General features: G+C 69.7%; 20 protein-coding genes and 1 other RNA gene. 15 read left to right on the top strand and 6 right to left on the bottom strand.

Annotation, left to right across the window (positions count from 1 at the left end):
- The first annotated feature begins 76 nt into the window (after window positions 1–76).
- The 3 genes from VGL85_RS07425 (at window position 77) to VGL85_RS07415 (ending at window position 4,073) form a co-directional block, all read left to right on the top strand.
- Entirely contained in the window at window positions 77–979 is a 903-nt protein-coding gene (locus VGL85_RS07425; RefSeq protein ID WP_331587601.1) for an SDR family NAD(P)-dependent oxidoreductase, read from the top strand.
- A gap of 177 nt (window positions 980–1,156) precedes the next feature.
- Complete coding sequence (locus tag VGL85_RS07420) at window positions 1,157–2,542, top strand: MFS transporter (RefSeq protein ID WP_331587599.1); 1,386 nt, start codon at window positions 1,157–1,159, stop codon at window positions 2,540–2,542.
- 106 nt (window positions 2,543–2,648) lie between these two features.
- Window positions 2,649–4,073 (top strand): MFS transporter, encoded by a 1,425-nt coding sequence (locus VGL85_RS07415; RefSeq protein ID WP_331587596.1) that lies wholly within the window; start codon window positions 2,649–2,651, stop codon window positions 4,071–4,073.
- On the opposite strand, the gene VGL85_RS07410 is transcribed toward VGL85_RS07415, so the two are convergent.
- Window positions 4,066–5,202 (bottom strand): Mrp/NBP35 family ATP-binding protein, encoded by a 1,137-nt coding sequence (locus tag VGL85_RS07410; protein WP_331587594.1) that lies wholly within the window; start codon window positions 5,200–5,202, stop codon window positions 4,066–4,068. The genes VGL85_RS07415 and VGL85_RS07410 overlap by 8 nt on opposite strands.
- A 121-nt stretch (window positions 5,203–5,323) precedes the next feature.
- On the opposite strand from VGL85_RS07410, the gene hflK reads away from it, so the two are divergent.
- The 4 genes from hflK to VGL85_RS07390 are packed head-to-tail and all read left to right on the top strand — an operon-like array spanning window position 5,324 to window position 9,371.
- On the top strand, window positions 5,324–6,541 hold the full coding sequence (hflK, locus tag VGL85_RS07405) for an FtsH protease activity modulator HflK (RefSeq protein WP_331587592.1): 1,218 nt from the start codon (window positions 5,324–5,326) through the stop codon (window positions 6,539–6,541).
- The gene (locus VGL85_RS07400; protein WP_331587591.1) at window positions 6,538–7,458 is read left to right on the top strand and encodes a protease modulator HflC; all 921 of its coding nucleotides are present in this window, start codon (window positions 6,538–6,540) and stop codon (window positions 7,456–7,458) included. The genes hflK and VGL85_RS07400 overlap by 4 nt, the downstream gene beginning before the upstream one ends.
- Window positions 7,458–8,000 (top strand): GNAT family N-acetyltransferase, encoded by a 543-nt coding sequence (locus tag VGL85_RS07395; RefSeq protein WP_331587590.1) that lies wholly within the window; start codon window positions 7,458–7,460, stop codon window positions 7,998–8,000. The genes VGL85_RS07400 and VGL85_RS07395 overlap by 1 nt, the downstream gene beginning before the upstream one ends.
- Before the next feature lie 39 nt (window positions 8,001–8,039).
- The gene (locus VGL85_RS07390; RefSeq protein WP_331587589.1) at window positions 8,040–9,371 is read left to right on the top strand and encodes an acyl-CoA thioester hydrolase/BAAT C-terminal domain-containing protein; all 1,332 of its coding nucleotides are present in this window, start codon (window positions 8,040–8,042) and stop codon (window positions 9,369–9,371) included.
- Here VGL85_RS07390 and VGL85_RS07385 read toward each other — a convergent pair.
- The gene (locus VGL85_RS07385; RefSeq protein ID WP_331587587.1) at window positions 9,368–10,036 is read right to left on the bottom strand and encodes an HAD family phosphatase; all 669 of its coding nucleotides are present in this window, start codon (window positions 10,034–10,036) and stop codon (window positions 9,368–9,370) included. The two genes, VGL85_RS07390 and VGL85_RS07385, sit on opposite strands and share 4 nt — an antisense overlap.
- 3 nt (window positions 10,037–10,039) lie before the next feature.
- The gene (gene serB / locus VGL85_RS07380) at window positions 10,040–10,936 is read right to left on the bottom strand and encodes a phosphoserine phosphatase SerB (RefSeq protein WP_331587585.1); all 897 of its coding nucleotides are present in this window, start codon (window positions 10,934–10,936) and stop codon (window positions 10,040–10,042) included.
- Here serB and miaA point away from each other — a divergent pair.
- Window positions 10,935–11,864 (top strand): tRNA (adenosine(37)-N6)-dimethylallyltransferase MiaA, encoded by a 930-nt coding sequence (gene miaA / locus VGL85_RS07375; RefSeq protein WP_331587583.1) that lies wholly within the window; start codon window positions 10,935–10,937, stop codon window positions 11,862–11,864. The two genes, serB and miaA, sit on opposite strands and share 2 nt — an antisense overlap.
- A 170-nt stretch (window positions 11,865–12,034) precedes the next feature.
- A complete protein-coding gene (locus tag VGL85_RS07370; RefSeq protein ID WP_331587581.1) occupies window positions 12,035–13,828 on the top strand; it encodes an acetolactate synthase 3 large subunit in 1,794 nt (597 codons plus the stop codon).
- Window positions 13,829–13,838: 10 nt separating this feature from the next.
- On the opposite strand, the gene VGL85_RS07365 is transcribed toward VGL85_RS07370, so the two are convergent.
- Both VGL85_RS07365 and VGL85_RS07360 read right to left on the bottom strand, forming a co-directional pair.
- Entirely contained in the window at window positions 13,839–14,150 is a 312-nt protein-coding gene (locus tag VGL85_RS07365; RefSeq protein ID WP_331587579.1) for a DUF6665 family protein, read from the bottom strand.
- Between the two features lie 63 nt (window positions 14,151–14,213).
- Window positions 14,214–14,582: a nuclear transport factor 2 family protein gene (locus VGL85_RS07360; RefSeq protein ID WP_331587577.1), complete on the bottom strand. Its 369-nt coding sequence runs from the start codon at window positions 14,580–14,582 to the stop codon at window positions 14,214–14,216.
- Between the two features lie 164 nt (window positions 14,583–14,746).
- Here VGL85_RS07360 and ilvN point away from each other — a divergent pair, with 164 nt between their 5' ends.
- A complete protein-coding gene (gene ilvN, locus VGL85_RS07355) occupies window positions 14,747–15,298 on the top strand; it encodes an acetolactate synthase small subunit (protein ID WP_331587575.1) in 552 nt (183 codons plus the stop codon).
- On the opposite strand, the gene VGL85_RS07350 is transcribed toward ilvN, so the two are convergent.
- Window positions 15,295–15,912, bottom strand: a complete 618-nt coding sequence (locus tag VGL85_RS07350) for a septation protein IspZ (protein ID WP_331587573.1) — start codon at window positions 15,910–15,912, stop codon at window positions 15,295–15,297. The two genes, ilvN and VGL85_RS07350, sit on opposite strands and share 4 nt — an antisense overlap.
- 127 nt (window positions 15,913–16,039) lie before the next feature.
- On the opposite strand from VGL85_RS07350, the gene ssrA reads away from it, so the two are divergent.
- The 5 genes from ssrA (at window position 16,040) to VGL85_RS07325 (ending at window position 20,718) form a co-directional block, all read left to right on the top strand.
- Window positions 16,040–16,401, top strand: a transfer-messenger RNA (tmRNA) gene (gene ssrA / locus VGL85_RS07345).
- A 205-nt stretch (window positions 16,402–16,606) separates the two neighbouring features.
- Window positions 16,607–17,092, top strand: coding sequence for an SspB family protein (locus tag VGL85_RS07340; RefSeq protein ID WP_331587571.1), 486 nt, complete (start codon window positions 16,607–16,609; stop codon window positions 17,090–17,092).
- On the top strand, window positions 17,092–17,553 hold the full coding sequence (locus VGL85_RS07335; protein WP_331587569.1) for a PaaI family thioesterase: 462 nt from the start codon (window positions 17,092–17,094) through the stop codon (window positions 17,551–17,553). Before VGL85_RS07340 ends, VGL85_RS07335 begins: the two co-directional genes overlap by 1 nt.
- 41 nt (window positions 17,554–17,594) lie before the next feature.
- Window positions 17,595–18,341: a C13 family peptidase gene (locus VGL85_RS07330; RefSeq protein ID WP_331587567.1), complete on the top strand. Its 747-nt coding sequence runs from the start codon at window positions 17,595–17,597 to the stop codon at window positions 18,339–18,341.
- Between the two features lie 94 nt (window positions 18,342–18,435).
- On the top strand, window positions 18,436–20,718 hold the full coding sequence (locus VGL85_RS07325) for a serine hydrolase domain-containing protein (RefSeq protein WP_331587565.1): 2,283 nt from the start codon (window positions 18,436–18,438) through the stop codon (window positions 20,716–20,718).
- Window positions 20,719–20,847 lie beyond the last annotated feature (129 nt).

Below are 20,847 nucleotides of genomic sequence, written 5' to 3'. Positions count from 1 at the left end.
TTCCGGCGTCACCCCGCAAAACGCCGCCGAATTTGGCCGCCGGACGGCCGCGCTCACTCCAGAGAGGATCCCTTCCATGGCGGACATCCGCTTCGACGGCAAAGTGGCCATCGTCACCGGCGCAGGCGGAGGCCTGGGCCGCCAGCACGCCCTGGAGCTGGCCCGGCGCGGCGCCAAGGTGGTGGTCAACGACCTGGGCGGCTCGATGGACGGCTCCGGCGGCGGCTCGGAGGCCAGCCACAAGGTGGTCGAAGAGGTCAAGGCCCTGGGCGGCGAGGCGATCGCCAACGGCTCCTCGGTCACCGACGACGCCGGCGTGGCGCTGATGGTCAAGCAGGCGATGGACGCCTGGGGCCGCATCGATGTGCTGGTCGCCAACGCCGGCGTGCTGCGCGACAAGACCTTCGCCAAGATGGAGATCGCCGACTTCGAGTTCGTGCTCGGCGTCCACCTACTGGGCACGGTGAAGCCCGCCAAGGCGGTCTGGGAGATCATGCGAGAGCAGAACTACGGCCGCATCGTCTGCACGACTTCGTCCTCCGGCCTCTACGGCAACTTCGGCCAGTCGAACTATGGCGCGGCCAAGCTGGGCATCATCGGCTTCATGAACACGCTGAAGCTCGAGGGGCAGAAGAACAACATCCACGTCAACGCCATCGCCCCGGTCGCCGCCACGCGGATGACCGAGAACCTGATGCCGCCGGCCATCCTGGAGAAGCTGAAGCCGGAATATGTGACGCCCGGCGTCGTGTTCCTCTGCTCCGACGAGGCGCCCTCCGGCTGCATCCTGACCGCCGGGGCCGGCGCCTTTGCGCTCTCGCGGATCGTCGAGACCGAGGGCGTCTATCTGGGCGAAGACGGACTGTCGGTGGAAGAGGTGCGCGACAACTGGGCCAGGATCACCGATCCGGCCGGCCAGCAGGCCTATCAGGCCGGCGGCGAACAGAGCGCCAAGTTCTTCCGCCTGATGGGCGGCTGACCGGCCTTTCCCCTCAGGGAAAGGGAGAGCTTCGTTACGCCGAATCAACTTGCGCCCCGCGAGGTCCGCGCGCGTAACCTTGCCTCCTGATCGCGCCCGCCAGAGGCGCGGCGAAAGGAGGATCGCGTGGCCGAGCCCAGCCCCGCGTCTAGGGGGTCCGCGGCGCCCAGGACGGCCATGTCCGGGCGCGCCGTGCTGGCGTTCGCCTGCGCCTACATGCCCTATGCGGCGCTGCTGCTGTCGGTCGCCGTCCAGCTGCCGCCGTTCTTCGCCAGCCAGCTGGGCCTGGGCCTCGCCGCCGGCGCGGCGTTCGGGGTCGTGCGGCTGATCGACATTCCGGTCGACCCCGTGCTGGGGCTGCTGATCGACAAGACCCGCAGCCCGATCGGCCGCTACCGGCCGTGGATGATCGCCGGCGCGCCGATCATGATGCTGGCGCTCTACATGCTCTACCAGGCCAAGCCGGGCATCGATGAAACCTACCTGGTGATCTGGCTGCTGGTGATCTACCTCGGCATGTCGATCCAGCTGGTGGCCGGCAACGCCTGGGCCTCCACCCTGGCCGCCAGCTATACGGCGCGCTCGAAGATCTTCGGCGCCATGCTCGGCATGGGCGTGGTGGGCGCGGTCCTGGCCCTGGTGATCCCGGTGGTGGCGGCCAAGCTGGGCCAGGACGAGGTTCACGGCATGCGCGCCGTCGGCTGGTTCCTGTTCGGGCTGGTCCCGGCCTCCACCGCGATCGCGCTCCTGCGCACGCCCGAGCGGGCGGCCGAGCCCGACCGGGCCAAGCGCTTCGGCCTGGCCGACTACGTGGCGCTGCTCTCCCGCGGCAATGTCCTGCGGATCCTCGTCGCCGACTTCTGCGTGACCATGGGCCCGGGCTGGATGGCGGCGCTTTACGTCTTCTATTTCCGCGACTCCCGCGGGCTCGGCCTCACCGCCGGCAACCTGCTGCTCGCCCTCTACATCCTGGCTGGGCTGTTCGGCGGCCCGGCCGCGGCGTGGCTGGCCAACCGGATCAGCAAGCACCGCGCCCTGATCGTCACCACCACCCTCTATTCCCTGGCGCTGATCCTCATCCCGCTGCTGCCCAAGGGCCAATCCCTGCCCTTCGTGCTGCCGATGTTCTGCCTGGGCGCGCTCGCCACCGGCTTCGTGGTGATGGTGCGCGCGATCACCGCCGACGTGGGCGACGAGCTGCGGCTGGAGGGCGGGCGCGACCTGATCGGCCTGCTCTATGCGGTGACCAGCGCCACCACCAAGGCCGCCAGCGCGCTGTCGATCTTCGTCAGCTACGCCCTGCTGAGCTCCATCGGCTACGACGCCAGGCCGCACGCCGCGAACGGACCGGCCCAGGTCCACGGCCTGGAGCTGATCTACATCACCGGGCCCATCGTCTTCGTGATGCTCGGGGGCGCCGCCTTCCTGGGCTACAAGCTCTCCGCCGAGCGTCATGCCGAGATCCGCCGCCAGCTCGAAGCGCGCGACGCGCTGCTGGCGGAGCAGCTGGGCGTCGACGGCGTCACGGCCTCGCCGGGCGCCCCGCTCGTCACCGGTCCGTGACCGCCAGCCGCGCCCGAAAGCCCTTGCACGGGCCCGGGTCTGCGGTCTCTCCTGTCCGGATTAAGCACCCCACAGAGGGTGACCTATTGATATTGGGAGACGCTCAGTGACCTCAACTTCGGGGACCGCCACCTCCGGCCGACTGCCGCTGCCACGCCTACTCGCCTTCTCCCTCGGGAGCATTCCCGCCTACATGCTGATCACGATGACCGGCGTCTATCTGCCGCCGTTCTACGCCGGCAAGATGGGGGTCACGCTCAGCGTCATCGGGGCGACCATCGGGCTGCTGCGGCTGACCGACCTGGGGCTCGACGTGGCGCTGGGCTGGCTGATGGACAAGACCCGCACGCCCATGGGCCGCTACCGGCCGTGGTTCCTGCTCGGCCTGCCGGTGCTCTGGCTCTCCGTCTACAAGGTGTTCAATCCGCCGGCGAACCCGGACACCACCTACCTGTTCGCCTGGTACATCCTGCTCTACGTCGCCTACTCGCTGCTGGTGCTGGGGCATTCGGCCTGGGCCGCGACGATCAGCGGCAAGTACCATGAGCGCTCGCGGATGTTCGGCTGGATGCTGGGTGTCGGGGTCTGCGGCTCCTCCTTCCTGGGCCTGCTGCCGAAACTGACCCACGGCCGGCTCACCCCGGCCGACCCGGCCGCCATCCCGACGGTCGGCTGGATCATCATGGCGGTGGCCACCGTGGCGGTGATCGTGCCCCTCCTGGCGGCGCCGGAACGGTCGACCCCGCTGGCGACCAAGGAGCGGACGACGCTCAACGACTATTTCGCGGTGATCACCAACCCGTCGATGGCCCGGCTGGTGGCGGCGGACCTGTTCCTGATCCTCGGCCCGGGCTCGAGCGCGCCGATCTACCTGTTCTTCTTCCGCGAAGCGAAGGGCTTCTCGCCAGCCGATGTCAGCGTCCTGCTGATCCCCTATGGCGCGGCGGGCATCCTGGCCGCGCCGATCTGGGCCAAGATCGCCCAGCGCTTCGGCAAGCACCGCACGGTGCAGGCGGCCGGCGTCTGCTACGCGATCTTCCAGACGATCCTGATGCTCGTGCCCGCCAAGCTGTTCTGGCCGACGTTTGCGAGCATGTTCAGCGTCGGCTTCTGCGCGGCGGCGTTCATCGTGCTGATCCGGGCCATGGTCGCCGATGTGGCCGACGAACTGCGGCTGACCACCGGCCAGGAGCGGTCGGGCGTGCTCTACGCCCTGGTGACGCTCACCCAGAAGCTGGGCTCGTCGCTGGCGGTGATCATCATCTATCCGATCCTCGACCTGTTCCACTATGTGGCCAAGCCCGGCTACCACAACACGCCCCACGCCATCTGGGGGCTGGAGATGTGCTACGTCTTCGCGCCCATCATCCTGGTGGTCGTGGGTTCCACCTGCCTGGTCGGCTACAAGCTCGACGCCAAGCGGCAGACCGAAATCCGCGACGCCCTGGAAGAGCTGGAGGCGCGGGACTACGCCGCCGGCACGGAAGTCCTGGGCGGGCCCGGCGAGAACATCGCCGCGCGGGCTAGCTGAGCAGCCGCCGCGCGATGTCCATGAACACGTGCGCCGCCTGGCTGTCGGGGTGGGAGACCACCACCGGCTGGCCTTCGTCGCCCGACTGACGGACCGCGACCTCGAGAGGCGCCTGACCCAGCAGCGGCACGCCCAGCCGCTGGGCTTCGCGCACGGCCCCGCCCTCGCCGAAGATCGGGATACGCGCGCCGGTCGTCGGGTCGGCGAACCAGGCCATGTTCTCGACCACGCCCAGGATCGCGGCGCCGGTCTTGCGGAACATGGTGGCCGCGCGGCGCGCGTCGATCAGGGCGATCTCCTGCGGCGTCGAGACGATGACCACCCCGTCGAGCTGCAGCTTCTGGACCAGGGTGAGCTGGATGTCGCCGGTGCCGGGCGGCAGGTCGATGACCAGCACGTCCAGCGGGTCGTTCTCGGTTCCCCAGACGCTGTTCATCAGGGTGCGCAGCGCTGAGGACGCCATCGGCCCGCGCCAGATGTTGGCCGTGCCGTCCTCGACGATGAAGCCGATGGACATCACCTTCACGCCCCACGCCATCAGCGGGATCAGCCGCTTGTCGTCGTCGAAGGTCGGCTCGTCCTTGATCCCCATCATGTGCGGGGCCGAGGGGCCATAGATGTCGGCGTCCAGCAGGCCCGATTTCAGGCCCAGGCGGGCGAAGGCGGCGGCCAGGTTCACCGAGACCGTGGACTTGCCGACCCCGCCCTTGCCGCTGGCGACCGCGATCACCTTGCCGACGAAAGCCGGGCGCTCGGCCTCGCCCATGGGCCCCAGCCTGGCCTGCGGGTCCTCGGCGACCCGCGCGGTGGGCCGCCGGCGCGGGCTGACCTGGGCGCTGAACTGCGGGGTATGGGCCGCCTCGGCGGTCAGCACCACCTGGGCCTGGCCCACGCCGGGCTGGGCGGCCAGCACCCGCTCGGCCGCCTCGCGCACCGGGGCGTAGAGCTCGGCCTCGGCGGCCGGGACCTCCAGCATGAAGCCCACCCGGTCGCCGCGGATCGACAGTCCGCGCACCAGCCCGGCGGCGGACAGCCCCTTGCCCGACTTGGGATCGATCACGGCGTCGAGGCCGGCGAGCAGGGCGGCTCGATCGGGGCCGGGGGATTTCGGGACGGGCTGGTCGCTCATGACGCCTTAAGCTTGCTTTGAGATGGGCTGGGTCTCATATCCATCAGACCGCGCCGGTTATATGGGCGCAGCGCCTGGATCGACCACAACAAAGCCCCGAACGCAAAGACCGACCCGGCACATGCCCTGGAACGACAACGCCAATCCCGGCCCCTGGGGCTCGCCGCCGCCGGGCGATGACGACGAGCGCAAGGATCCGCCGCGCCGCGGAAGCGGCGGGCGCGGCCCCGGCCGCCCGGGCGGCCCGGACCTGAACGCCGGTATGGACCGGGTGCGCCAGCGCATGCGCGGCCTGTTCGGCGGCCCTGGCGGCGGCGTGCGGCCCGGCGCCCTGGTGGGCATCGCCGCGGCGGTCTTCGCACTGTGGGCGCTGAGCGGCATCTATCTGGTGCAGCCGAACGAGGTGGCGGTGGTCACCACCTTCGGGGCCTATTCGCGCAACGAGGGCCCCGGCCCGCGCTACCACCTGCCCTGGCCGATCGAGAAGGTCGAGAAGGTGCCGGTGACCACGCTGAACCGCTTCGACATCGGCTCATCGGGGGGCGGCGGCGGCGCCTCATCCGACGCCAGCGTCAGCGATGCCGGCGCCTCCTCGCCCAGCCTGATGCTGACCGCCGACGAGGCGATCATCGACCTGAATTTCAGCGTCACCTGGCGGATCTCCGACCCTGGCCGCTTCATCTTCGCCACCCGCGACCCCGAGGATGCGATCAAGGCCGTGGCCGAGAGTTCCATGCGCGAGGTGGTCGGCCGCAACCAGCTCGACTTCATCCTCAACAACGGCCGCGGCAAGGTGCAGTTCGAGACCGCCGACCAGATGCAGCGCATCCTCGACGCCTGGGGCATGGGCGTGCGCATCGTCGAGGTGCAGATCCGTTCGGCCAACCCGCCACAGGAGGTGGTCGCCGCCTTCCGCGACGTGCAGAGCGCCCAGCAGGATCGCGATTCCGCCGAAAACGTCGCCGACGCTTACAAGAACCGCGTGGTCAATGAAGCCAAGGGGACAGCCGCCCAGATCGTCCAGTCGGCCGAGGGGTATCGGGAGCAGTCGGTGCGAACCGCCACCGGTGAGGCTGCCCGCTTCAATTCGATCTACGCCGAATACCGTCGCGCGCCCCAGGCGACCCGCGACCGTCTCTACCTGGAGACCATGGAGCGGGTGCTGCGCAACTCCAACAAGGTGGTGATCTCCGGCAAGGGCGTCACCGCCCCGGTGATCCTGCCGCCCGACGTGTTCCGCCCGCGCAGCGGGCCGGCCGCCCTGGCCCCGTCCGCGCCGACCCAGCCGTCGGCGCAAGGCGGCCAGCCGCAGGCGACGCAGCCGGGAGGGCAGCCATGAGCCGCCCCGCGCCCTGGCTGCTGTACGCCATTCTGGCCATCGTGGCCGCGATCCTGGCCGCCAACACCTTCTTCGTGGTCGACCAGCGGCAGGAGGCCATCGTGCTGCGCCTGGGCCAGCCGGTCCGGGTGATCCACGCGCCGCGCGAGGCCGGCGGCGCCGGCCTGAACTTCAAGACGCCGTTCCTGGAGAACGTGGTCACCCTGGACCGCCGCAACCAGGCGATGGAGGCCGACCAGGAGGAGATCGTCACCGGCGACCAGGAGCGGCTCGTGGTCGACGCCTTCCTGCGCTACCGCATCTCCGACCCGCTGCAGTACTACCGGACCCTGCACGACGAGCACACGGCGCAGGACCGACTGGAGCGGCTGGTGAACTCCTCCCTGCGCCAGATCCTGGGCGCGTCCACCACCGACGACATCATCTCCGGCAAGCGCGAGGTGCTGATGGCGCAGTCGCGGGCCGACGTCGCCAAGCGGGCCAAGGAATCCCAGCTCGGCATCGACATCATCGACCTTCGGATGAAGCGCGTGGACCTGCCGACCGCCAACCAGGCTTCGGTCTATACGCGCATGCAGACCAACCGACAGCAAGCGGCCGCCCAGTACCGCGCCGAGGGCGAACAGAAGAAGCGCGAGATCATGGCCGCCGCCGACAAGGAGGTGACCATCACCCTGGCCAAGGCCAGCGAGGAAGGCGCCGAGACCCGCGGCCAGGGCGACGCCCAGCGGACCCGCATCTTCGCCCAGGCCTTCGGCAAGGATCCCAGCTTCGCGGCCTTCTATCGATCCATGCAGGCCTATGAGGCGGGCCTAGGCCAGGGCGACACCACCCTCGTGCTCTCGCCTGACAGCGCCTTCTTCAAATACTTCGAGCAGGGGCCGAACGCGGGCGCCGGGCCCGCGACCAGGCGCTGATGCCGGCGCTGGTCCGGGCGGAGCTGGCGTTCATCCCGAGCTTCCTCGAAGCGCTGGGCGAAGGCTTTTCGCGCGACAACCTGCGCCCGACCTCGCCTGAAGAAATCGCCCAGATCGAGCGCCAGCCCGAGTGGTTCGTGCGCATCGTCAACAATCCGCCGCGCCAGGTGGTGCTGCCGGACGGCACGCTCGGCCAGCGCGTGCCGGCCACCGAGCTCTGGTACATGGACGGCGCGACCTTCCTGGGCTCGGTCGGCATCCGCCACGAGCTGAACGCGATCCTCGAGAGCTGGGGCGGCCACATCGGCTATGCGGTGCGCCCCTCGGCCCGCCGCCAGGGCCACGCCAGCGCCATGTTGGCTGAGGCGCTGGACCACGTCCGCGCGACCCTGCCGCTCAGCCGGGTGATGCTGACGGTGGACCTCGACAACACCGCCTCGATCAAGGTGATCGAGAAGAACGGCGGGACCATCCGCGACGAGGTCGACAACCCCTGGGTGGAAGGGGTCCGCGGCCGCCGCTACTGGATCGACTTGCGCTGACCCCTCTGGCAACCTGACGCCGCAGCCGGGTCGAAGCCGATGAAATCCCTGATCGCAGCCCTGGCCGCCGCCCTGATTCTGGCTCCCGTCCCGCCCGCCGCCGCGCCCGCGCCGCCCGCGATCCAGGTCTCGCCCGAAGCGCCGCTGATGGACCAGCCGTTCCGCCTCAGCCTCACAGGCCTGCCGCCCGGCCGGCCCGCGACCCTGACCGCCCGCGCCCAGGCTCAGGACGGCGTCTGGTGGCGAAGCGCGGTGAGACTGCCCGGCGCGCCCGCCGAAGCCATCGACGCGACCCGGCTGATCGCCGCCATGACCGCGGACGCCGCACCCAAGGGGGGAGACCGCCAGGCGTTCGCCGTCACCGACGTCTCGCAGCCGCTCGCCACCACCTTCGAAATCAGCGCCGGCGGCCGGCGGCTGGCGAGCCGCACGGTGACCCGGCGCTTCGGCCCAGCCGGCATTTGCCCCTTCGCCATTCGCGAGGATGGCGTCGTCGGGGTCTTCTACGTTCCCGCGCAGCCCGGACCGCATCCCGGCGTGCTGGTGATCGGCGGCTCGGACGGCGGCTTCGGCGCGCCCCAGGTCGCCATGATGCTGGCCGACCACGGCTTCGCGGCGCTGTCGCTGGCCTATTTCGGCAAGAAGGGCCTGCCGGCGACCCTGGAAGACGTGCCCATGGAGACCTTCAGCCGCGCGGTCGGCTGGCTTCATCGCAACCCCGCGGTCGATCCGCGCTTCGTGGCGATCTATTCCGAATCCCGCGGCACGGAGCCGGCGCTCTACGCCGCCGCCACGACCGGGGGCGTGGACGCCGTGGTCGCCCGCTCGCCCAGTTTCGCGCTGTGGGGCGGCGTCTCGGCCAACCATTTGCCAGGGAAGCCGGCCTGGACAGTCGCCGGCAAGCCGCTGCCGGCCATTCCAAACACCCTCTATCCAGGCTTCATCGCGGCCTATCTGGGCGACAGGCTCACCGGCCGGCCGGTGCGCCAGACGCCGCTGTTCCTGGAGGACCTGGCCCATTTCGGCGACACCGCCCGGGTCGAGATCCCGGTGGAGCGGATCGCCGGGCCGCTGCTGCTGCTGGCTGGAGCGGGCGACCAGATCTGGCCCTCGGCGATGATGGCCGGGCGCATCGAGGCGCGCCGCCGGCGCTTCGGCCGGGCCGGCGCAGACCAGCTGGTAGTCTATCCCGGGGTCGGCCACGCCATCCCCTATGCCTACCTGCCGGTGCGCAAGCGCGACGCCGCGGGCCCATTCGCGGTGGGCGGCGCGCCACCGGGCGAGACTCGCGCGCAGGCCGACGCCTGGCCGCGCATCCTGCGGTTCCTGACCGACGCGGCGAAAGCGCGCGCCAGGCCCGACGCCCGCTAGACCGCCTGCCCCGCCAACAGGGCCGCGACCTCGTGCAGGTCGGCGGCGATGCGCACGGTCAGCGTCTCCATCTCCTCGGTGGGGTCCAGCATGTCCGGCACCATCACGGTCATCATCCCAGCCGAAGACGCCGAGCGGACGCCGTTGTGGCTGTCCTCAAGCGCCAGGCAGGAGGCCGGATCGACCCCCAGCGCCGCGGCGGCCTTGAGGAACGGCTCGGGGTGCGGCTTGCCCTTTTCCTGCGCCTCGCGGGTGATGAAGGCGTCGAAGCGGGGCAGCAGGCCGTGCGGCCCCAGGCTCTGCTCGACGGCATAGCGGCTGGACGAAGTTGCGATGGCGCGCGGCAGCTTCAGCGCATCGAGCCGGTCGAGGATTTCCACCACCCCGGCCTTCAGCGCGATGCCCGCCGCCTGCTCGGTGCGGAAATAGACGCTGACCGCGGCGGAGAAGGCCGGCAGGTCGAAGCCTTCCCCGAAGTGCTCCATGAGGATCAGGTCGCTGGCCTCGTGGCGCAGGCCCACCATCCGCTGGAAAGTGGCGAACGGCATCTCGCCGCCGAAGCTCGCCGCGGCGTGCTGCATGGCGGCGAACACCACCTGCTCGGTGGCGACCAGCAGGCCGTCCATGTCGAAGACGACGGCTTTGACGGGACGCGGGAAACTCATGCCTCAATCGCCAATGAAGGCGTCCTGCTCGTAGCCCTGGAAATAGAGCAGGGTCGTGAGGTCCGTATGGTCGATGCGCGCGTCGGCCTTCGCCGCCACGATCGGCTTGGCGCGGTAGGCGACGCCCAGGCCGGCCGCCTCGATCATCGCCAGGTCGTTGGCGCCGTCGCCGAGCGCGATGGCGGCCGACAGCGGCAGGTCGCGGGCCGCGGCCTCTTCCACGAGCGCCGCCAGCTTGGCCTCGCGCCCGAGGATCGGATCGCCCACCTCGCCGCTGAGCGCACCCTCGACCTCGATCAGGCTGTTGGCGCGATGGGCGTGGAACAGGGCCGCCTGGGCCACCCGGCCGGTGAAGAACGAGAAGCCGCCGCTGACCAGCACGCAGCGCGCGCCGTTGGCGGCCATGGTGCGCACCAGGGTCCGCGCCCCGGGGTTCAGCCGCACGCGCTCGTCATAGGTCTGCTGCAGGGCCGTCACCGGCAGGCCTTTCAGCATGGCGACCCGCTCGCGCAGCGCGCCCTCGAACGCCAGCTCGCCGCGCATGGCGCGCTCGGTGATGGCGCTGATCTCGGCCTTCAGGCCGGCGAAGTCGGCCAGTTCGTCCAGGCATTCGACATTGATGATGGTGGAATCCATGTCCGCCACCAGCAGCTTCTTGCGCCGTCCGGCGGTGGGCTGCAGGCACCAGTCGACGCCCTGGTCGGCGAGCGCGGGACCGAGCGCGGCGCGGACCGCGGCGAGGTCCCGAGCCTCCAGGATCACGTCGGTGACGCCGGTGTCGCCGCCGTCCAGCTTCCGCGCCGACTTGCCTTCAGCGCCCGCGCTGGCGAAGACATCGCGCAGGTTCAGCGAGACGTTCCCCGCCTCGGGCGGCGCGACGACGGTGAGGACAAGTTCCATGGCGCCCCGCATCTGGCTGATCGCCGGACCCACGGCAAGCGGCAAGTCGGCGCTCGCGCTGCGGCTCGCCGAAGCTGTGGGCGCGGAGATCGTCAACGCCGACTCCATGCAGCTCTACGCCGACCTGCGCCTGCTGACCGCCCGGCCCTCGCTCGAGGATGAAGCCCGCGCGCCGCATCACCTGTTCGGGACGGTCGACGCCGCCGACGGCTGGTCGGTGGGCCGCTGGCTGAAGGCGGCGCATGCGGCATTGGAGGGGATCGCGGCGCGCGGCCGGCCGGCGGTGGTGGTCGGCGGCACCGGCCTCTACTTCCGCGCCCTGACGCTGGGCCTGGCCGAGATCCCCGCCATCGCCGCCGACGTGCGCCGCGCTGCCGCCGCCGAGTACGAGGCGCTGGGGGCTGAGGATTTCCACGCGCGCCTGGCCAAGATCGACCCGGCCGCGGCCGCCCGCATCCCGACCACGGATCGCCAGCGGCTGGCGCGGGCCTGGGAGGTCTGGGCCGCCACCGGGCGATCGCTCTCCGATTGGCAGGCCGACAGCGCATTGGCCCTGCCCGCCGGGTCGTGGTCCGCCGTGGCGCTCGATCCGCCGCGCGAGGCGCTCTACGCCCGCTGCGACGCCCGGCTGGCGGCGATGGCGGACCAGGGCGTGCTGGCGGAAGTGGCCGCGCTCACCGCCCGCGACCTCGACCCGGCCCTGCCGCTGATGAAGGCCGTGGGCCTGCGCGAATTCGCCGCCCACCTGCGCGGCGAGGCCAGCCTTCCGGAGGCGCTTTCGGCCGCCCAGCAGCAGACCCGCAACTACGCCAAGCGCCAGGCCACCTGGATGCGCGGCCAGATGGCCGACTGGCCGCGCGTCGGCGGAATCGACGCGGACGACCAGTGGGGGCAGTTTCTTGCGCTTAACCCCGTCTTGACGCCCTAGGGCCAGCATGCGAAAGCCCAAACCCTGAGCTTCCGAGGAACACTCGTGCGCAAGATTCTTGTACTCGTAAGGCGACCCTAAGCGGACTGACCCTGCTCAGCCCGTCCAAGGTCGCTTATAACCAGGCCCCCACGCGGGCCTTTTTTATTGCCCCAAGACCGAGCCAACCCATGACCGCCCACCAGACGACGATCGAAGCCGAGACCACCACGCTTTCGGGCGCCGAGATGGTCGTGCGCGCGCTTCTCGACCAGGGCGTGGACGTGCTGTTCGGCTATCCGGGCGGGGCGGTGCTGCCGATCTATGACGCCCTGTTCGCCGAGCCGCGGCTGAAGCACGTGCTGGTGCGCCACGAGCAGGGCGCGACCCACGCGGCGGAGGGCTATGCGCGCTCCACCGGCCGGCCCGGCGTGGTGCTGGTCACCTCCGGCCCGGGCGCGACCAATGCGGTGACCGGCATCGCCGACGCCCTGATGGACTCCATCCCGCTGATCGTCATCACCGGCCAGGTGGCGACCCATCTGATCGGCACCGACGCCTTCCAGGAATGCGACACCATCGGCATCACCCGGCCCTGCACCAAGCACAACTACCTGGTGAAGGACGTGGCCGACCTGCCGCGCGTGCTGCACGAGGCCTTCCACATCGCCACCACCGGCCGGCCGGGCCCGGTGGTCATCGACATCCCCAAGGACGTGCAGTTCGCCAAGGGCCCCTACCAGGGCCCGGCCCAGGTGAAGCACGTCCACAACTATGCGCCGCGCGTGAAGGGCGACCCGGGCCGCATCGCCGAGGCCGCGGCGATGATCGCCAAGGCGCGCCGCCCGATCCTCTACACCGGCGGCGGGGTGATCAATTCCGGGCCGGAGGCGGCGAAGCTGCTGCGCGAGTTCGCCGCGCTGACCGGCGCGCCGGTCACCTCGACCCTGATGGGCCTGGGCGCCTTCCCGGCGTCGAGCCCGCAGTGGCTGGGGATGCTGGGCATGCACGGCAGCTTCGAAGCCAACAACGCCATGCACGACTGCGACGTCATGGTGGCGATCGGCGCGCGCTTCGACGACCGGGTGACCGGGCGCCTGGACGCCTTCGCGCCCGGCTCACGCAAGATTCACATCGACGTCGACGCGTCTTCCATCGGCAAGAACGTGCGCACGGACATCGGCATCGTCGGCGATGCCGGCAATGTGTTGGCGGACCTGATCGCGGTCTGGAAGGCCAAGAGCTATTCGACCGACAAGAAGGCGATGGGCGACTGGTGGGCCCAGATCGACGCCTGGCGCGCCCGCGACAGCTTCCGCTACCGACCCGACGCCAAGCTCATCAAGCCGCAGCACGCCATCCAGCGGCTCTATGAGCTGACCAAGGACAAGGACGTCTACATCACCACCGAGGTCGGCCAGCACCAGATGTGGGCCGCCCAGTTCTACCGCTTCGAGGAGCCCAACCGCTGGATGACCTCGGGCGGCCTGGGAACCATGGGCTACGGCCTGCCCGCCGCCGTCGGCGTGCAGATGGCCCATCCCGACAGCCTGGTGATCGACATCGCCGGCGACGCATCGGTGCAGATGACCATGCAGGAGATGTCGACAGCCGTGCAGCACGGCCTGCCGATCAAGATCTTCATCCTCAACAACGAGTGGATGGGCATGGTGCGCCAGTGGCAGCAGCTGCTGCACGGCGAGCGCTATTCGCACTCCTATTCCGCGAGCCTGCCGGACTTCGTGAAGCTGGCCGAGGCCTATGGCGGCGTGGGCATCCGCGCCGAGCATCCGGACGAGCTGGACGACGCCATCCGCGCGATGATCGCGTCGGACAAGCCGGTGCTGTTCGACTGCCGGGTGACCAAGGAAGAGAACTGCTTCCCGATGATCCCCTCCGGCAAGGCGCACAACGAGATGATCATGGCCGAGGAAGCCCGCGACCTGGGAGCGATCATCGACGACGCGGGGAAAAGGCTGGTGTGAAGCGAGCGGCTTAGCGCGCGCCCAGCCGCGCCACGACCTCGCGCGGGATGCGGTAGTCGGCGACGATCTGGGCGCGGTCGCGCAGGCCCATCACCTCGCGCTGCACCAGGAAGCACCAGACCGCGTCGGCGGCGGTCGCCAGGACTTCGCCGCGGCCCTCGCCCTGATGCTCGCGCAGCGCCGCCAGCGCCGCCTCGGCCTTGCGGCCCATCCGGCCCAGCGAGGCGGCCTGCTCCTGGGCGATCTCGCCGCGCAGGATGCTCTCGCCGGTCTCATAGGCCAGGCGCGTGTTCAGGCTCTGCGGCGTGCGGAACGACGACATCGCGCCAATGTCGGCGACCGGCCTCGCGGGCGCAAGCGAGGCCGGCTCACGGAGCCCGCGAGATCACATCCCGTTATAGAAGTAGGCCTCTTCGGCGATCTTGCCGTCCTTGATGGTGTAGAGCGCGGTCTCGTCCATAACGAAGCGCTGGCCGCTGTCCTTCTGTGTGACGTCCATCTTGAAGCGGACCACGAAGCGGTCGCCGTTCACGAACGGGCCTTCCACCTCGACGCCGTGCACATCATGGGCGCCGGCCCACCACTCACCCTTGCCGCGCAGCGCCGCCTTGCCACGCGCCACCGGGTCGCCGCCGTTCGGAGCGACCGGCTCGATGCTGACCGCATCCTCGGCCCAGTACTTCTCGCCCGAGCCCGCGAAGTCGCCGGCCTTCCACATCGCCACCAGATCATCGGCCACATCCTGGGTCGTCATGACGAACTCCTTTGCTGCGCCCGATCCTCCGCCGTCCCTGTGACGAGGGTGCGTCAGGCTCGTGGTGAAGACGCGCCAGCCGGCGCGAATTCGACAGGCGCCGTTCTACGGGGGGCCTCGTGACAGCGTGCTGGCAGCAGGAAGCACCGGCGCTATAAGGGGCCATGACCGACACCGCCCAGCCCGCCTCCGTCTACGACCTCGCCCATTCCGACGAAGTTGAGAATCTGGCGACCTTCGCGGTGCTGGTGGACAACGAGCCGGGCGTGCTGCACCGCCTGGTCGGGCTGTTCGCGGCGCGCGGCTACAACATCGAGAGCCTGACGGTCGCCGAGACCGACGCCAACGCCCATACCAGCCGGGTGACCATCGTCACCCGCGGCACGCCGCAGGTGCTGGCCCAGATCGAGGCCCAGCTCACCAAGATGGTCTCGACCCGCCATGTGCAGGACGTGACCCGCGACCCCAACGGCCTGGAGCGCGAGCTGGCGCTGATCAAGGTCAAGGGGACCGGCCCGGAGCGGGTGGAGGCGCTGCGCGTCGCCGACATCTTCCGCGCCCGGGTGATCGACACCACCCACGAGAGCTTCGTCTTCGAGCTGACCGGGGCGCCGTCGAAGATCGACAAGTTCTCCGACCTGATGCGCCCGCTGGGGCTGGTGGAGATCTCGCGCACCGGCGTGCTCTCCATCCAGCGGGGCGTGGAAGTCCTCTAGGCCGCCTGGGCCGCTTCCACCGTCTGCGCCTCGGCGGCCTTGCCGGCATCGACTTCGGCCGCCATGAGGCGGGCGTGGCGGCGATGGCCGATGTACTTGGCGCTACCGAAATGGACGGCGAACAGCGTCAGCTTCGAGGCCAGCGGGAAGACGGCGAGGAAGGCCGGCCACCAGGCGGGATACAGCCAGGCGATGACCAGGTTGGCGATGGCGGTGGTGAACATAAGGCCGGACCAGACGTAGCCCCAGCCGACCATCAGGTCGCTGACCAGGTGGACGGCGTCGTCGGGCAGGTAGCGGATCATCCAGCCCTTCTTCAGCATCACCACGCCGATGGCGACATAGATGATCGAGGGCTTGATCATCAGGAAGCGCGGATCGTTGGTCATCATGGCCACGCCGCCCAGCACCACGACCAGGCCGAGCGAAGCCCATTGCAGCAACTCCACCGGCCGGTGGGTCGCCTTCTGGAACACCACCTGGCCGATGCCCACCAACAGGGCCGCGCCGGTGGCGGTGCGCACGTCCACGTGCATGGCGAGCAGGACGGCCAAGACGATCGACGACAGGAAGTCCGAGGCCAGGGGGCGGATGGCGTAGATGAGGTCCTTCACGGGAATTCTCCAACGAAAACTGACGCCTGGAACCCTAGCCGCCGGCCGCCCGGCCCTTAAGACCACTCACGAAGCCAAGGCGGCGGTTGGCGCAAAACGCCCCGCCACCCACGCTTCGCGAACGGATTTTGTTCAAATCTCAACGCCTCGCCCCTATATTGGAGGGGTCAGGGTTCGCCCTGTCTATGGAGATAAACGCGCACGTAATAAGCGGACTGGACCCGGGTGCGATTCCCGGCGGCTCCACCATCTTCTTTCCGGGTTATCGCCGGATTTGTGAGGGGCCGATCAGCATCGACAGACGTGTAAAGGTGTTGCTTTCTCTCGGCCTGACCCACCGTCCCGGGTCTTTAAACTAACTGCGAACGATAACTTCGCTGGAGACATCCGTCTCGCCGCGTAAGCGGTGCGACCCGTCTCACCTAAGTCCTAGGGGTTCAGATCCTTAGGCGGGGCCCGGAGGACGCCTGCCAACAGAAGTCCTCCACCTTTCTCGGCGCTGCCGAGGCGTCCTCCGTTCTTGAGCGAATGTTTGGCGGCGCCTGCCAACAGAAGCCGCCCACTTTCCCTCCCAATTTTCTCCCTGATCTGCGCGCCAAATCAGCGATCTCCGCGTTCCGTTGGACAGGCTGAACAAGAGCTTTGCGGTCGCTGACCTTAAGGTTAGGGTCGCGCCCGTATTTTCGGAGACCCCATGGCCCAGGATCCGCCGGCCCAGGATTTGATGCGCTACGAGGCCATGGCCCAGGACGCTTTGCGCGGGGTCGTCAAAGCTGCGCTCAAGCGCGCCGCCGCGCCGGAGGGCCTGCCGGGCGCCCATCACTTCTACATCACCTTCAAGACCGATGCGCCCGGCGTCTCCGGCCCGCCAGACCTGCTGGGCAAATACCCGGACGAGATGACCATCGTGCTGCAGCACCAGTATTGGGACCTGGCGCCCGGCGAGACCTTCTTCTCGGTGACCCTGCAGTTCGGCGGCCAGCCCAAGCGGCTGAGCGTGCCCTATGCGGCGGTGACCCGCTTCTACGATCCCAGCGTGCAGTTCCTGCTGCAGTTCGAGGCGCCGGCCAGCGAGGCCAAGCCCGCCGAGCCCGAGGCGGATGAAGAGGTCCCCGCCGCGGCGCCGTCCGGAGAGGGCGAGGCCAAGATCGTCTCCCTCGACCAGTTCCGGAAGAAGTGATGAGCGAGACGCAAGCGCCGGCCCTCACCGACGAGGCGATCCTCGAACGTTTCCAGCGCACCAGGAACCAGCCCACCGGCTCCCAGACCCTGGGGTTCCGGATGGTGTCGGTGAGCCAGGCTGCGAAGACCGTCGAGGTGGAGTTCGACGCCAGGCCGGAACTCCTGCTGAATCCGATGAAGCAGATTCAGGGCGGCTATCTCTGCGCCATGCTGGACGAGTGCATGAGCGTGGCCTGCATGGTGGCCTCGGGCATGACGGCGGTCGCACCCACCCTGGAGATGAAGACCAGCTTCTTCCGCCCCGGCATGCCCGGGAAGCTGAAGGGCGTGGGCAAGGTGGTGAAGTGGGGCCGCCAGGTCGCCTTCACCGAGGGCGAGCTGTTCGACGCGGACGGCCGGCTGCTCGCCAAGGCCACCGGCACGGCGATCCCGACGCCGTTCCAGAACTACAAGAAGTAGGCGCGATGCCGCGGCGGATCGGGTGGCCCCGGATTTGGGCGTTGCTGATCGGCCTGATGCTGCTGGCGGCCGCGCCGGCGGCCATCGCGGGCTCGGCCTTTTCCGACTGGAGCTGGGTGGTGGTGGCCGGCGACTGGCACGCCCATTCCGGCGGCCCGTCCGAAGCCTTCGACAACGCCCGGCGCGACGTGGTCACCGAGTTGGAGGACGCGGGCTTTTCCGCCGCCAACCTCAAGCAGTTCTCGGTGCGCCCGGAGCGCTATCCCGACGCCCATGCCGAGAAGTCCGAGCCGCAGGCGATCTACGATGCGCTCTCCGACCTGACGGCCAAGGCCCAGGGCGGCTGCCTGATCTATTTCAGCTCGCACGGGGCGCCGATGGGCGTGGTGGTGGACCAGCAGTTCCTGCCGCCGGCGGTGCTGGCGGGGATGGTCGACCAAACCTGCGGCAAGCGGCCGACGGTGGTGATCATCTCGGCCTGCTTCTCCGGCGTCTTCGTGCCGGCGCTGGCGAGTTCGAACCGCATGGTGCTGACCGCCGCGCGGCCCGACCGCTCGTCCTTCGGCTGCGGCGAGGCGGACAAATATCCCTACTTCGACCAGTGCGTGCTGGAGACCCTGCCCAAGGTCGGCGACTTCGCCGCCCTGGGGACCCAGGTGCAGACTTGCGTGGCCGCCCGCGAGACCAAGGAAGGGATGAAGCCGCCGTCCGAGCCGCAGCTGTTCATCGGCCCGGCGCTCAAGCCCATGCTGCCGCTGCTGGCGCTGACCCCGCAGAAACGAAACTGACACCGAACGGCCGGGCCGAGCGCGGCGCCGCTTGGACGGACTCGCCGCGGCGCCCTACAACCGACTGGCAACTCCGAAGGGGCCCTTAGTCCGGATGCGCTCCACCGTCTTCGCCGTCCTGGCCGCCTTGGCGCTGGTCGTCGCGCCCTGGGCCGGCGCCCTGGCGCAGGACGAGGCGCCGAAGCCCGCGCCCAAGTCCGCCGCCGCTGGCGCCGCCGCCGGCCTGCCCCGAAAGCCGATCCCCTACACCAGGCTGAACGCGAAGCCGGCGAAGCCGAAGCCGAAGCCCGCCGAAGGCGCCGCGGCGGCGAGCGGAGCGCCGAGCGCGGCGGGAGCGGCTGCGGCCAAGCCGCCGCCGGTCGTCGCCGCGCCCGCCCCGCGCACGCCCGCGCCCCAGCCCGCCTATGACGAATTCGGCCCGCTGCCGCAGGCCAAGCCCGCGCCGCCACCGCCGCAACCGGTCCAGCCGCCCGCCCGCGCCCAGCGCCTGGCATCCGGCCAGGCCATGGCGCCGGCCGAACTGGAAGCCTTCGTCGATGGGGTGATGAAGGACGCCATGGGCCGCGAGCACATCGCCGGCGCCGCCGTCTCGGTGGTGCAGAACGGCCAGCTGGTCATGAAGAAGGGCTACGGCTTCGCCGGCCTCAATCCCGACCGGCCGGTGGATCCGGACCGCACCCTGTTCCGCATCGGTTCGATCTCCAAGACCTTCACCTGGATCGCGGTGATGAAGGAGGTCGAGGCCGGCCGCATCCGCCTGAACCAGCCGGTGAACCTCTACCTGCCGGAGAAGGCGCAGGTGAAGGACCAGGGCTACGACCAGCCGGTGCGCGTCGCCAACCTGATGGACCATTCCGCGGGCTTCGAGGACCGCGCGCTGGGCCAGCTGTTCGAGCGCGACTTCGATCGGGTGCGCCCGCTGGACCTCTACCTTCGCCAGGAACGGCCGCGGCGCGTCCATGCGCCGGGCGTGGTCTCCAGCTATTCCAACTATGGCGCGGCGTTGGCCGGCGAGGCGGTCGCGTGGACCTCCGGCAAGCCCTACGAGCGGCTGGTGGAGGACGAGATCCTGAACCCGCTGGGCATGGGCCACACCAGCTTCCGCGAGCCGCACCCCGTGAAGGCGGGGCTGCCGGCGCCCATGCCGGCCGGCCTGACCGGTGACGTCTCCGACGGCTACCGCTGGACGGGGATCGGCTTCCACCGCCGCCCCTATGAGTTCATCGAGCAGATCGCCCCGGCCGGCGCGGGTTCATCCACCGCCGGCGACATGGCGAAATACATGCTGATGATGCTGGGCGGCGGCCAGTTGAACGGCGCGACCATCTACGGCCCGACCACGGCGGAAGCCTTCCGCACACCGCTGCGCAAGACCCCGGTCGGCATCAACGGCTGGGCGCACGGCCTGATGGTCTTCGACCTGCCCGGCGGCCACCGCGGCTACGGCCACGGCGGAGCGACGCTCAGCTTCTTCTCCAACATGGTGGTCGTGCCGGACCTGAACCTCGGGATCTTCGTCACCACCAACACCGACACCGCCCGGCCGCTGGTGAACCGCCTGCCCGATCGCATCGTGCAGCACTTCTATGCGCCGCCTGAGCCCTTCCCGCGGGCCGGCTCGCCAGAGCTGGTCGGGCGCGCCGGCGACTTCGAGGGCTATTACCTGACCACCCGGCGCGCCTATTCCGGCCTCGAGGGCTTCGTCGACCAGCTCACCGGCGGGGCCAAGGTCAGCATCACCCACGACGGGCGGCTGGTGACCCGCGACCAGGGCGGGGTCAAGACCTGGTCCCCCGAGGGGCCGCTGGACGACGGCCGCTTCATCGCCAGCCAGGGCGAAGAGCGGCTGGCCTTCGATGTCGCCGACGGCCAGGCGCGCGCCTTCCATGTGGCCAGCGGGACCATGGCCTATGAGCGGATCAGCCTGTGGCGCCAGCCCAACATGCTGATGCTGCTGGCCGCGCTGACCGCTGTCGCCGCGGTCGCCACCCTGGCCGGCGTGCCGCTGCGCAACCGTCGCGAGTTCCGCCAGAACCAGATCCAGAGCCGCGCGAGCCTGGTGCAGACCATCCAGGCGGTGCTGTGGCTCACCAGCTTCGGCCTGTTCAGCCTCTTCCTCGGCAAGATCGGCGACGCGGCGGCGGTGATGTATTCCTGGCCAGGCTTCTCCATGGTCGTCGCCTCGGCCGCCGCCCTGGTCTCGGCCGGGCTCACCGCCACGACGCTCCTCGCCCTGCCGGCGGTGTGGCGAGGCGGGCGGCGGGTGGATAGCTGGACCCAGCTGCGCAAGGCCGGCTTCACGGTGACGGTCCTGGTCTATCTGGCCTTTTCGGTGGAGCTGGCGGTCCTGGGCGCGCTCAGCCCTTGGAATACCTAGGGAAATCGGCTGGAACGCCCCGCCGCCTACGTAATCGCCCGTAGGCTTTTCCTGGCCGGAAACGACGCCCCCTAAACCTCGCGTTTACCAAGCACTGGGAAAAAGCTGCCTAGCACCGGGCAAATCCTG

Source organism: Phenylobacterium sp., from assembly GCF_036501465.1.
In the GTDB taxonomy this organism is placed as follows: Bacteria; Pseudomonadota; Alphaproteobacteria; order Caulobacterales; family Caulobacteraceae; genus Phenylobacterium.
The sequence above is the reverse complement of the archived record's forward strand: the minus strand, read 5'-3'. Positions and strand labels throughout refer to the sequence as shown.

Coding starts and splice junctions, on each gene's coding strand:
- VGL85_RS07410 (WP_331587594.1), bottom strand. CDS start 5,202: ATGAGCGACCAGCCCGTCCCGAAATCCCCCGGCCCCGATCGAGCCGCC.
- VGL85_RS07420 (WP_331587599.1), top strand. CDS start 1,157: ATGTCCGGGCGCGCCGTGCTGGCGTTCGCCTGCGCCTACATGCCCTAT.
- ilvN (WP_331587575.1), top strand. CDS start 14,747: ATGACCGACACCGCCCAGCCCGCCTCCGTCTACGACCTCGCCCATTCC.
- VGL85_RS07400 (WP_331587591.1), top strand. CDS start 6,538: ATGAGCCGCCCCGCGCCCTGGCTGCTGTACGCCATTCTGGCCATCGTG.
- VGL85_RS07385 (WP_331587587.1), bottom strand. CDS start 10,036: ATGAGTTTCCCGCGTCCCGTCAAAGCCGTCGTCTTCGACATGGACGGC.
- VGL85_RS07340 (WP_331587571.1), top strand. CDS start 16,607: ATGGCCCAGGATCCGCCGGCCCAGGATTTGATGCGCTACGAGGCCATG.
- miaA (WP_331587583.1), top strand. CDS start 10,935: ATGGCGCCCCGCATCTGGCTGATCGCCGGACCCACGGCAAGCGGCAAG.
- VGL85_RS07325 (WP_331587565.1), top strand. CDS start 18,436: ATGCGCTCCACCGTCTTCGCCGTCCTGGCCGCCTTGGCGCTGGTCGTC.
- VGL85_RS07335 (WP_331587569.1), top strand. CDS start 17,092: ATGAGCGAGACGCAAGCGCCGGCCCTCACCGACGAGGCGATCCTCGAA.
- VGL85_RS07425 (WP_331587601.1), top strand. CDS start 77: ATGGCGGACATCCGCTTCGACGGCAAAGTGGCCATCGTCACCGGCGCA.
- VGL85_RS07360 (WP_331587577.1), bottom strand. CDS start 14,582: ATGACGACCCAGGATGTGGCCGATGATCTGGTGGCGATGTGGAAGGCC.
- VGL85_RS07365 (WP_331587579.1), bottom strand. CDS start 14,150: ATGTCGTCGTTCCGCACGCCGCAGAGCCTGAACACGCGCCTGGCCTAT.
- serB (WP_331587585.1), bottom strand. CDS start 10,936: ATGGAACTTGTCCTCACCGTCGTCGCGCCGCCCGAGGCGGGGAACGTC.
- VGL85_RS07370 (WP_331587581.1), top strand. CDS start 12,035: ATGACCGCCCACCAGACGACGATCGAAGCCGAGACCACCACGCTTTCG.
- hflK (WP_331587592.1), top strand. CDS start 5,324: ATGCCCTGGAACGACAACGCCAATCCCGGCCCCTGGGGCTCGCCGCCG.
- VGL85_RS07395 (WP_331587590.1), top strand. CDS start 7,458: ATGCCGGCGCTGGTCCGGGCGGAGCTGGCGTTCATCCCGAGCTTCCTC.
- VGL85_RS07390 (WP_331587589.1), top strand. CDS start 8,040: ATGAAATCCCTGATCGCAGCCCTGGCCGCCGCCCTGATTCTGGCTCCC.